Below are 11,864 nucleotides of genomic sequence, written 5' to 3'. Positions count from 1 at the left end.
AAAAGCAAAAATACATTGGGTATCAAAACACCATCGATACTACGGGAGTTACTCAAATTTCGACTTCCGATCCTGATAGTCGCCAAATCATGACGCGAAACAACATCTCGGAAGTCGCCTATACGGTACAAACCACGGTGGATGCGTTGCATAACATTCCAATTGATTTCAAGGTGACCAATGAAAACGATTCCAAAGCCATGGGCGGCATGTTGCGCCGAAGCAAAACCATTTTGGGTCATGCTAATTTTATCGCCGTTTATGACAAAGGCTATCATACTGGTAGCGAATTTGATTACGCTAACCGACTTGGTATCGATGTTTTAGTGGCTATTCCTGGCGTGTCTGCACACGCACCTGATACCGCTTTTGATGTAGAATATTTTAAATACAACAAAACTGCCGATTCCTATACCTGCCCTGCCCAGGAAACCCTAACTACCAACGGAAATTGGTACGCCAAAAAAAACGGGAAATCAATAACCAAGATGAAGCATTACAAAACCAGTGCTTGCTTGAATTGCAAACTCTTTACAAAATGCACTAAAAATGCCAAAGGCAGACTGATTGAACGCTCCCAATATGCCCATTTGATTTATCAAAACAAGGTTAGAATCGAAAACAATTACGAAGTCTACCGCAGACGGCAAGCTATAGTAAAACATTCCTACGGAGTAATAAAACGGAAATGGGATTTTTATTATATCATGACAAAGAAAACCATCAAACATGCCGCAGCTGATGTTGGATTAATTTTTTCAGCCTACAACCTGCGTCGGATATTTAATTTAATAGACCAAAATCTATTAAAACAATATCTAAAAGTATTGGCTTTGTATTTTGGGGTTCTAATACCAGTTTTTAACGCTTTTTACGGGTTGTTTTATTTTATGAATGAAGAATACTTTTTTCCAAAAAGAATTTTAATTGTAGTTTAAATCATATATATTTACTCACTGATTAACAAAAATGAGTTCGTTCGAAGGTTTTTAGACGAACTGACGTTGGCAACAAGCTAAGACAATGAACGCAGAATTCAATAACTCATAAACAATTAAAATCTTTAAATTACTAAATTTTATGAAGAATTTTTTGTTGGCAATTTCTATCTTTTTTTTCACACTTCCGAATTTTGCTCAAAATGCAGCTTCAAATTGGTATTTTGGAAAGTATGCTGGATTAGATTTTAGAAATGGACCTCCAATGCTTTTAACTGATGGTAAAATACAGACAAATGAAGGCTGCTCTTCTATTTCAGATTCGGATGGAAATTTATTATTTTATACTAATGGGGCTAAAGTATGGAACAAAAATCATAAAATTATGGTTAATGGTGATGGCTTGTTCGGACACTGGTCAAGTTCAAACTCTTCAATAGTAATACCAAAACCTAATTCAACAAATATTTATTATGTGATAACCCTAGATGAACCTAATCATATAACTTCTGGATATTATCCTAATCCAGATCCAGATCCAAGACATTTAGATCCAAATGATCCAACTACTGATTCAGACGACGGACTCAATAATGGCTTAAATTATTCAATAATTGACATGAGTTTGAATGGCGGTGATGGAGAAGTTCTTTCCAAAAATAATCACTTAATCACTTATGATCCTTCCGATATTGAACAGAAAAAATATAAGTGTTCAGAAAAACTAACAGCTGTATATAATAGTGATGGCACTGCTATTTGGTTTTTAACGTATTTTATTGATAAATTTTATGTGTTTAAGATTGATAAAAACGGAATAAACACAACGCCCATTTCATCACCTTCTGGTTTTACAATTCCTATAAATGGTTACTTAAATAACGCAATAGGATGTATTAAATTTTCTCCAGACGGCAAAAAGTTGGCAATGGCTAATACTTATTTAGGGGCCAATTCGCAAAATTTGTATCAAGGAAATGCATATTTATTTAATTTTGATAGCAATAGCGGACTTGTATCTGGCGGAATCAAAATACTAGATAATGATCATCCTTATGGTGTGGAATTCTCTCCAAACAGTCAGGTTTTATACATAAACGCTAATAAATATAATTCATTTAGTAGCGATTTATATCAATTTGATTTAACTGCATCAAATATTGCTAACTCAAAATACAGAGCATGGGGAGCTGCCGGAGCTGGAGCTTTACAACTTGCAATTGATGGGAAAATTTATATTTCGATGTCTGGCACTTGGTTTCTATCTCAAATACTTAATCCTAATATTTATGGAAGTAGTGTGAATATTACATGGTTTAATATTGATTTAGACGGATTTAATTCCTCCAGAAGAAGTACATTTGGTCTACCCTCTTTTATACAATCTAATTTTGAACAAAATTTAACTTTTGAAAACCTTTGCTTCGGAAGTGATACAAAATTTAATTTAATTAATTATACAAATGTTGATTCGGATTCGTGGAATTTTGGAGATCCGGCCTCAGGAACAGCCAATGAATCAACAGATTTAAATCCAGTACATACATTTACTGCCGCAGGTAATTATGAAGTCACTGTAACTGTAAAAAGCACCAATGGTATCACGCGAATCATAAAAAGAAAGCTCGAGATTACAAATTTGCCAATAGCACATCCAATAAAGGAAATATATGTTTGTGCGGAAGATAATAGTAGTTACTCAAATTGGGTATCATCTTTTCCTGCATCACATCTTGAAAAAGAAGTTTTGAGGGATCAAAAAAATATGATTGTAACTTATTACGAAAAATACGGAACCCCAATCTACAATATAGGAAATAGATCAATATTTGGTCAGCAAACAATAAAAGTACGTGTTGCGAGCAAAAACAACCCAACGTGTTTTGATGAAACAATTTTTCAGGTAATAGTTACTGATGGGGCAAAAGCATTTCCAATTGAGGACATATATGCTTGTGATAATGATGGAGATGGTTTTGCAGAATTTGATTTAAGCAAGGTTAAAGGAATGATAGCTGGAAACCAAACAGATATAACAGTTACTATTTTTGATGAAGATAATAATTTAATAAACTTATCCGCAACAGGTAGTTATGTTAACACGGTTCCGTTGAAACAAACACTCAAGGCACGAATTAGTGATAAAAATGCAAAATGTTATCAGGAAAAAAACTTTAATCTCTTAATTAGTTCGAAGCCTATTGCTCATTCGTTAACTACTTTAATTGGGTGCGATGATAACAACGATGGTATTTCGGAATATTTTGATACTTCAAATATAGAGTCCAATGTTATAGGAAATCAAACAGGAATGAAGGTAACTTATTTTGATAGTAAAGGGAATCAACTGTCAAGTCCTTTAGCAAATCCATTTACTAACACTGTCCCGAATCTTGAAACCATAACCGTAAGAGTTTCAAACCCACAAACAAATTGTTTTTCGGAAACATTTTTAAATATAGAAACTTCAACTAAACCACTAATTAATCAACCTAAGACGGTATACGCTTGCGATGAGGGCAATGGATTTTCTCATTTTAACACTTCAACAATTGAAAATCAACTGATTGAAAATCAAACAGGTTTACTTATTTCTTACTTAGATGAAAATGGAAATAAATTACCAAGCCCTTTACCACTAAATTATCAAAATACAGTTGCATGGTCTCAAACTATTAATGTGAGAGTTGAAAATCAATTAAATTCACTATGTTTTTCTGAAACTAGTTTTAATTTAATTGTAAATGAAATTCCTAAAATAAATCTTAAGGACGAATATAATTTATGTGATTTAGAGCCATCCTCATATATTGCTACAGATTCAAATTTTGATTCTTGGAAATGGACTTTTGAAGATGGTACCGTAATTTCTAATTCCTTCGAAGCAAATTTAATAGATGCAGGAATTTATACTCTTCGAGTTTCTAAAATAAGCAATGGAATATCCTGTGAAAATTCATTTTCATTTAATTTGGTTCGCTCAATTCTCCCTAAAATTTACGAAGTCAAAATTCAAGATTTTTCAGACAACAATTACATTGAAATTATAACCTCTGGAAATGGCGATTTTGAATATGCTATTGATGGATTTAATTTTCAAGATAACAACACTTTTCATAACATTTTAGGAGGAGTTTATGATGTTCAAGTTAGAGATAAAAAAGGTTGTGGCGTTGATAAACGAGAAATTGTACTGGTAGATTATCCTAAATTTTTTACTCCAAATAATGATGGATATAATGAAAATTGGCATATACTTGGAATAGAAAAGTTTCCTAATTCGGTTACAACTATTTTTGACCGCTATGGAAAATTCCTAAAGACGCTAATGTATAATGATATTGGATGGGACGGGACTTTCAATGGGAAAAAATTATTTGCTTCAGATTACTGGTTTACCGTTGAACTAGGAAATGGAAGGAATTTTAAAGGCCACTTTTCACTAAAAAGATGATTCTTTTAAGATATAAATTGGAAAGCCAGTTGCCAACAGTTAGGGTTTCGTTGCGTGCGTAGCACGAACAATGAATCCCGTGTTGAACGGAACCGATTACCTGCCGTCAACATTATGGAGTTATCGTAAAGATTTTAGAGGTATTTTCAAGAGGATTTGGTGCTCTTTTTTTTTGGATTAATTTTAACCTTAGTTTTTTGTGTTTTACTTTATTTTTGAGCATACGTGACCTTACCCGTAAAATCAGCTTTTACAGGAACTTGAACTTTGGCTACCGCCTAGATACCAATCAGGCGGACCGCGCTGGTCAAAAACTGCTATTCGGTGTAAATCGCAAACTCTTCAAAAAATGCACTAAAAATGCCAAAGGCAGACTTATTGAACGCTCCCTACACGTAGATTTGATTTATCAAAACAAGGTTAGAATCGAAAACAATTATGAAGTCTACCGCAGAAGGCAAGCCATAGTGAAACATCCCTACGGAGTGATAAAACTGCAATGGGATTTTTATTATATCATGACCAAAAAAACAATCAAACATGCATCAGCTGATGTTGGATTGATTTTTACGGCCTACAACCTGCGTCGGATATTTAATTTAATAGACCAAAATCTATTAAAACAATATCTAAAAGTATTGGCTTTGTATTTTGGGGTTCTAACACTAGTTTTTAACGCTTTTTACGGATTATTTTATTTTAAGGATGAAGAATACTATTTTCCATAAATAATTTTAATTGTAGTTTAAATCATATATATTTACTTACTGATTAACTAAAATGAGTTCGTTTGAAGGTTTTTAGACGAACTGACGTTATGGGCTAGTTGTGCAGAAATTACGCAGATGAAAACAATCAGAAAATAAGCATTTGTTTTCGCAAGAAGTATACAAATTACAAGCGTTAAAATTGGAATTTGACAGCGGAAACTTGAAAAGCAAAAATCATAAATCCGAAAATATAAAGTTACCTTCAACCTTTAGAAAAACTGCAAAATGAAAAAAGTATTAATTTTTATATTTCTATTAGCCTTTTTGACTCCAAAAGCTCAAAATAACGCTAAACAAGAAAAATTGATTAGAGGAACTTGGAAATATAACGTTGCCTATGATACAATAGCTGAAGTCGACACTACTGACTTTTACAAACCTTATGCAGAAAGAGAGAAAAAAATGTTTTTTACCAAAATTAAGGTAAAAAAGACAACAGCAAAACTATCTGACTATTTGGAAAAATGGAATGTAACTTGGGAAATTAAAAATTCAAACGAACTTTATTTCTTTTTAGAAGATAAAAAAATATTGAAATATTTAATAATAAAATTAACTGATAACACTTTAGAATTGCGTGAACCAAACTCTAAAGTAAGTACGCTTGTATATTACAAATAATAGAAAATGGAAAGTTGGAATCTACCAACAGAAACTGGAAAAGTCTACGGTTTTATAGTAATTTTGACAAAACAACCAGCCCATAATCGAGTAGACGGCTCCGCCAGAAACTGACGGAGTGCGCCTCTCACACCACCGTACGTACGGGTCTCATATACGGCGGTTCGCAAAGTGATGGGTTGAGTTCCATGTAAATCTCCAGCATGGATTGATAGCCTTTCTTCTTGAGCCGTAGTAGGGTAATTGTAGTGGTTAGAATTGGACTCTGAGCGATTCGCCAGCCTCCTTTTACTCACGCTTTGGTATTGTATTTTTGGTATTCGTGAATGCGGAGCATTTCTGGTTCTGCTCCAAGCATAAGCATGGTCTTTATCAATTCCCAGTCGCATCAGGTTTTTCCTTTTGCATTCGGGTTTCTTCCAGTCCGTCCAAATGCAATAGCGCAGTTTACTGCGCAACCAACCATCAATATCTCGTAACTTTCCTTGAACACTTGTCCCACGAAAATAGTTTAACCATCCTCGTTGGATTTGATTGATTTTTCGGATGCGTTCCTCGAAACTTTTGGGTGCGCTCTTGCGCGTCACCTATTTTAGACTCTGCTTGAGTTTTGCCCAAGCTTTGTCACCTACCGTTAATTGATACCTGCCTTTTAAGCCTTTTTGATAGGTCGATGCAAACGAAAATCCCAATATCGTGAACTGAATGGGTTTTCTAATCCCGCTCTTTTCCAGATTGATGGTCAGTTTCAGATTGTCTCTCAGAAATAGAAAGATAGCGTTTCCAATAGAAAATGAATTATATAAAGAATTAAAAAAATTCTACAATATAGGATTATTTAATAAGTCTATATACCTTGGATTCCCAGTTTTTGACATATTACTATGTGAAAACTTTAAATCTGAATACACAACTTACTCTGGAGTAAGAGAATATTACAACTCATTATATTATGTAATTCTAAATGGAATTTTGAGAGAAAAATAAAAACGAAAGGAAAGTAGCGGTTTTGCCGGATTTGGCTTTTTCGGCTTAATACTAAAATGGTTTTGTACTTGAATTAATAGTGTTTTATCAGAAGAAAATCTTAACTTAGTCAAAAACCTCTTGCAGCAAAAGAATATACTGGTAATTGTAAGTCAACATACTTGAATGTACCCAAATCGACAAGCCTAAAAAGATGAAATCAAATTTTAAAAACCAGTAAGATACAATAGGAACTTTGCATCTTTGTACTTCGATAAATATATTGAAAGAGTTTGCAGGATATAAAAATAAAATAAATCATAATGCCAAAAACCTTTGCAGATAAAGTTATTGATTTCAACCGCCATTTGAACTATTTAGGCAAACTACCAGAAGGTTTCCAGGTGCTGAATCCTTACTTGGATAACCTTGAAACAATGGAAGTAATGCAACAGTTTTATCACAAATATTATAACGATTCAAAACAGAGAAGATTTATTGTTGGTATTAACCCGAGCCGTCATGGAGCTGGGGTTACGGGTGTGCCATTTACGGATACCAAACGACTGGAAAGTGCCTGTGGTATCAAAATGCAATCGGCACATACGCACGAAGTTTCTTCTGTTTTTATTTATGAGATGATTGCCGAATATGGTGGAGTAAAAGACTTCTACAAAGATTTTTATATCAACTCGCCTTTCCCTTTAGCAATTATCCGTCAAACAAAAGACGGCAAATGGCTTAATGCCAATTATTATGACGATCCTATTCTTTTTGAAATGGTGAAAGATTTTATGATTATGTCCTTGAAAAAACATATTAGTCTGGGATTAGATACTTCGGAAGTTTTTGTGCTGGGCAAAAAAAATGCAGAATTTATCCAAAAGCTAAACAAAGAAGTAAAGTTATTTGATAATTTAAAAATTCTTGAACATCCACGATATATCCAGCAATATAAATCTAAAGAAAAACAACAATATATTGACAAATATATTTTAGCATTGAACAATTCCAAATGATTAAATTAGAGACACATACCATCTATACCATAGGGCATTCTACTCATAGTCTGGATGAATTTTTGAATATGCTGCGGTCTTTTGACATTAAAATTATTGCCGACATACGAAGTTTACCGGGCTCACGCAGGTTTCCACAATTCGACATGGAAAACATAAAAATATCCTTAGAAGAAACCGGAATACAATATATACATCTGGCCGATTTGGGAGGAAGAAGGAAAATGAAAAAAGACTCAAAAAACAATCGATGGAATAATGACTCTTTCAGAGGTTATGCCGATTATATGGAAACCAAAGAATTTGAAAATGCCATTGTGAAATTGGAACATATCGCTTTAGAACAGCCCACGGCTTATATGTGCTCAGAAGCGGTTTGGTGGAGATGTCACCGTTCGATGGTGTCCGATTATTTAAAAGCAAAAGGTTGGGCGGTATTACATATTATGGCAACAGGGAAAGTTCAAGGACATAAATTCACTTCACCAGCAAGAATAGTTGATGGTAATGTATTTTATTATGATGAAAATTAGATTTACATTTAAAAATAAGTTTATGGAAACAAAATTTAAAATAAGCGACAAAGTAAGCTGGAATTCCGAAGCGGGGAGAGTTTCAGGAACTATCATTAAAATACATACCAAAGATTTCGATTACAAAGGTTATACACACCACGCTACGGAAGAAGAGCCTCAATATGAAATAAAAAGCATTAAGACGGATCATGTGGCAGCTCATAAGGGTTCTGCCCTTACTAAACTCTGAGAAAAATAATCAGAGAAACGAATTAAAAAAACAACGAACCGCCACTAACTACTACAACGGATTTGGGCAATTGGCTTAATAGGAAGTTGGTCTTGTATTTGGGAAGATTTGGCAAATCCGAAAATAGGGCTTAATTTAGTCCAAAACCCGCTTTAGTACCAGAACGTTATGCTGAATTGTTCTCTTTACGAGTAATAAACAACAAAATAAATGAAAACGACATTTCAAATCCTGAAACTCCACAAATGAAAATTAAATATCCGCAATCGTATCCTCATTCCTTCTCTGTAGAAGAAGTTGTGATCGCATTCCAAACTGATTCTGAATCAGGGTTAAGCCAATCCGAAGCAGAGAAACGAACAAGAGAGTTTGGTCCGAATATTTATCAAGCTCAAAAGCAAAAAAGTATTTGGCTTATGATGCTTTTGCAATTCAAGAGCCCAATTGTCTATTTGTTGTTCTTTGCTGTTGCTGTTACTTTTTATTTTCAAAATGTTATTGAAGCAATAGCCATTCTTGCGGTAATAATGGTAAATGCTGCAATTGGATTTTTAATGGAGTTGCAAGCACGCAATTCGATGAATGCGTTGAAGGAAATGGATGTAATACATTCGAAAGTTATCCGTGATGGAAAAGTTCAAGAGATTCCATCTGAAAAAATAGTTCCGGGAGATATAATAGTGTTGGAAGCTGGTGATGTAATTCCAGGTGATGCACATCTGATAGAATCCAATCAGTTGCAGTGCGAGGAATCTTCTCTCACAGGAGAGTCACTTCCTACAGAAAAGAATACAGACAAACTTGCGAAAGATATTGCCCTTGGAGACCAATTCAACATGGTATTCAAAGGTACATCTGTTACAAATGGAACCGGGAAAGCCGTCATAACAGGAATTGCCCAACATACTCAATTAGGCACCATCACTTCTTTAGTTGAAAGTTCTAAAGAAAAAGAAACACCACTTGATAAAAAGATAGGAGCGTTAAGTAAAAAGTTGATATGGATTACGCTGGCAATGACAGGCATTTTTGCAATCACAGGAATTATTCAAGGCAAGGACTGGGTTCTCATTTTAGAGACTTCCATCGCTTTATCGGTTGCGGCTTTTCCAGAAGGACTTCCTATTGTTGCCACAGTAGCTTTGGCTTATGGAATGCTTTTGATGGCAAAGCGAAATGCTATCGTTAAAAAATTATCGGCTGTAGAAACATTAGGAAGTACCAATGTGATATTGACCGATAAGACAGGAACTTTAACAGAAAATAAAATATATGTAGATACTTTTTCTTTTCCCAATGAAAAAATAAAAGTTTCAATCGAAGACAATGTGTTGAGTTTTGCAGAAGGGAATATTAAAAAAAGTGAAGCTGAATTTCAAAAATTAATATTGATAGGTGCGTTATGTAACAATGTTTCCCCAAAGAAGGGAGATGACAAAACTGAATTGATAGGTGACCCAATAGAAATTGCTTTGGTACACCTCGCAGACGCATCAGGTTCTATTACTGAAGATCTGAAATTACAATATGAAAGAACTGGTGAGATACCTTTTAGTTCTGACACAAAAATCATGGGTACTTTGCACAAAAATTCAAACGGATATTTTGTAGCAGCTAAAGGTTCTGTAGAACATTTGTTGATAAAATGTAGTAAGATACAGACTGGATCCACCATACAAAACCTGAGCGAGGAAGACCGAAAAAATATTTTGGCGCAATCTGAAGAGATGGCTGCCGATGGTTTGCGGGTACTGGCTTTTGCCTTTAACGAGGAAGGGGAAATTAATAAAGATGATTTTTTGAATTCATTAGTGTATGTAGCGATGATTGGATTCTTAGACCCTCCCCGATTGGATATTAAAGAAGCCATGTTGACTTGTCGTAAAGCAGGTATCAAGATTGTAATGATTACGGGTGACCACCCTTTAACAGCTCTTAATATTGCCAAAAAAGTAGGATTGGTAGATGAAAACGAACAAAATGCAATTACTGGAATAGATATACCCGATATGGAATCGCTTTCAGATGAATGGAATAAAAAGATACTTTCCACGGCCGTATTTGCTCGTACCACTCCTAAACAAAAACTTGACATTGTAGCTACTTATCAAAAAGCAGGTAACATTGTAGCAATGACAGGTGATGGAGTAAATGATGCGCCTGCGCTTAAAAAATCAGACATTGGTATTGCTATGGGATTGAGAGGGACGCAAGTGGCTAAAGAGACTGCCAGCATTATTCTTAAAGACGATTCGTTTAAATCCATTGCACAGGCAGTATCGCATGGAAGAGAGATATTCCAGAACATACAAAAGTTTGTGATATATCTTGTCTCCTGTAATTTAAGTGAAATATTTATTGTGACTACTTTAGGTTTTGTTGCTCCTGCTTCTACATTGCTTCCATTGCAAATCCTGTTCTTAAATATGGTAACGGATGTATTTCCGGCACTCGCACTTGGTTTAGGAAAAGGAGATAAAACCGTTATGGAAAGACCGCCAAGAGATCCTAAACTCCTTATTTTATCTAATAAAGATTGGATTACTATTTCTTTTTATGCTGCTACCATGACCTTAGCAGTAATTGTTGCTGTGTTTTATTGCAAACAAACTATTTCAACTGATTCCAAAATTATAAACAATGTCGCATTTATTACGCTCGCATTTGCCCAACTGTTTCATGTATTCAATATGTCCTCAGCACATTCAAATTTTTTTGTGAATGACATCACCAAAAATAAATTTGTATGGATAGCTCTTTTAATTTGCACCGCTCTAATGGTATTGGTTTTTGCTATACCTCAGATGCGTTCAGTACTCCGCTTGGACGTGCTGCCTGCTCAAGTGTGGCTCGTGTCAATTTTAGCGGGATTGATTCCATTGTTGTTAGTTCAGGTCTATAAATTTATTTGGGAGAGAAAAAGTTCAAAATAAACCAACAACTAAAGTGGATTTCTACAACAGAGCTCATGACGACGATTCAAAATGACAAAACAAGTTGAAAACAGAAAAATGCCTGCCTTTGAAAGCTGTTTGGCAAAAGTGGCGGTTCAGTGCTTCGTAAAAACATTTGTGGTTCATCAAACATCGGTTCTCCGTATCAACATTTGTGGTAAAATCCGCCACCTTCACCAAGCCGTAGCACGTCAAACTGTCTAAAAACCTCCAGTTTGAGTTTTTGTTCTCGGACTCCTATCTTTGAAAAATCTCAAATATGGGATTCTCAGAGACTTGTTTTAGGTTTTTAGACAAACTGACATTATAGGCAACCGGCAAGCAACGAAAAAATGAATATACAGGAACTACATAGAAGAAATGTACAGATTGAAAAT

Annotated in this window: 10 protein-coding genes; 9 read left to right on the top strand and 1 reads right to left on the bottom strand. The window is 34.6% G+C overall.

The genetic code is table 11. The features are described 5' to 3' along the window. The 4 genes from BMZ76_RS12265 to BMZ76_RS12250 all read left to right on the top strand — a co-directional run. Positions 1–938 (top strand): transposase (locus tag BMZ76_RS12265; protein ID WP_208857660.1); only part of this gene is annotated, 938 nt, incomplete at its 5' end. Positions 939–1,080: 142 nt separating this feature from the next. Beyond that, positions 1,081–4,392, top strand: coding sequence for a T9SS type B sorting domain-containing protein (locus tag BMZ76_RS12260; RefSeq protein ID WP_091206950.1), 3,312 nt, complete (start codon positions 1,081–1,083; stop codon positions 4,390–4,392). 215 nt (positions 4,393–4,607) lie between these two features. Beyond that, entirely contained in the window at positions 4,608–5,120 is a 513-nt protein-coding gene (locus tag BMZ76_RS16205; protein WP_244281810.1) for a hypothetical protein, read from the top strand. Between the two features lie 267 nt (positions 5,121–5,387). Then, positions 5,388–5,783, top strand: a complete 396-nt coding sequence (locus BMZ76_RS12250) for a lipocalin-like domain-containing protein (protein WP_091206946.1) — start codon at positions 5,388–5,390, stop codon at positions 5,781–5,783. A gap of 44 nt (positions 5,784–5,827) precedes the next feature. Here the strand turns inward: BMZ76_RS12250 and BMZ76_RS12245 are convergent, their stop codons facing one another. After that, a complete protein-coding gene (locus tag BMZ76_RS12245) occupies positions 5,828–6,370 on the bottom strand; it encodes a group II intron maturase-specific domain-containing protein (RefSeq protein ID WP_244281809.1) in 543 nt (180 codons plus the stop codon). Between the two features lie 702 nt (positions 6,371–7,072). On the opposite strand from BMZ76_RS12245, the gene BMZ76_RS12240 reads away from it, so the two are divergent. The 5 genes from BMZ76_RS12240 (at position 7,073) to BMZ76_RS15935 (ending at position 11,691) form a co-directional block, all read left to right on the top strand. Beyond that, positions 7,073–7,768 carry an SMUG2 DNA glycosylase family protein gene (locus BMZ76_RS12240; protein WP_091206943.1) on the top strand — a complete coding sequence of 232 codons (696 nt, stop codon included), beginning with the start codon at positions 7,073–7,075 and terminating at the stop codon, positions 7,766–7,768. Further along, positions 7,765–8,301 (top strand): DUF488 domain-containing protein, encoded by a 537-nt coding sequence (locus tag BMZ76_RS12235; protein WP_091206941.1) that lies wholly within the window; start codon positions 7,765–7,767, stop codon positions 8,299–8,301. The genes BMZ76_RS12240 and BMZ76_RS12235 overlap by 4 nt, the downstream gene beginning before the upstream one ends. Before the next feature lie 22 nt (positions 8,302–8,323). Further along, entirely contained in the window at positions 8,324–8,533 is a 210-nt protein-coding gene (locus BMZ76_RS12230; protein WP_091206979.1) for a hypervirulence associated TUDOR domain-containing protein, read from the top strand. A 245-nt stretch (positions 8,534–8,778) separates the two neighbouring features. Continuing rightward, positions 8,779–11,466 (top strand): cation-translocating P-type ATPase, encoded by a 2,688-nt coding sequence (locus tag BMZ76_RS12225; RefSeq protein WP_091206976.1) that lies wholly within the window; start codon positions 8,779–8,781, stop codon positions 11,464–11,466. A 51-nt stretch (positions 11,467–11,517) separates the two neighbouring features. Continuing rightward, on the top strand, positions 11,518–11,691 hold the full coding sequence (locus BMZ76_RS15935) for a hypothetical protein (RefSeq protein ID WP_167547461.1): 174 nt from the start codon (positions 11,518–11,520) through the stop codon (positions 11,689–11,691). Positions 11,692–11,864 lie beyond the last annotated feature (173 nt).

Source organism: Flavobacterium xueshanense (assembly GCF_900112975.1).
GTDB classification, from domain to species: domain Bacteria; phylum Bacteroidota; class Bacteroidia; order Flavobacteriales; family Flavobacteriaceae; genus Flavobacterium; species Flavobacterium xueshanense.
This window is presented reverse-complemented; position numbering and strand designations above follow the sequence as displayed.

Coding starts and splice junctions, on each gene's coding strand:
- BMZ76_RS12260 (WP_091206950.1), top strand. CDS start 1,081: ATGAAGAATTTTTTGTTGGCAATTTCTATCTTTTTTTTCACACTTCCG.
- BMZ76_RS12250 (WP_091206946.1), top strand. CDS start 5,388: ATGAAAAAAGTATTAATTTTTATATTTCTATTAGCCTTTTTGACTCCA.
- BMZ76_RS12240 (WP_091206943.1), top strand. CDS start 7,073: ATGCCAAAAACCTTTGCAGATAAAGTTATTGATTTCAACCGCCATTTG.
- BMZ76_RS12235 (WP_091206941.1), top strand. CDS start 7,765: ATGATTAAATTAGAGACACATACCATCTATACCATAGGGCATTCTACT.
- BMZ76_RS12230 (WP_091206979.1), top strand. CDS start 8,324: ATGGAAACAAAATTTAAAATAAGCGACAAAGTAAGCTGGAATTCCGAA.
- BMZ76_RS12225 (WP_091206976.1), top strand. CDS start 8,779: ATGAAAATTAAATATCCGCAATCGTATCCTCATTCCTTCTCTGTAGAA.
- BMZ76_RS15935 (WP_167547461.1), top strand. CDS start 11,518: ATGACAAAACAAGTTGAAAACAGAAAAATGCCTGCCTTTGAAAGCTGT.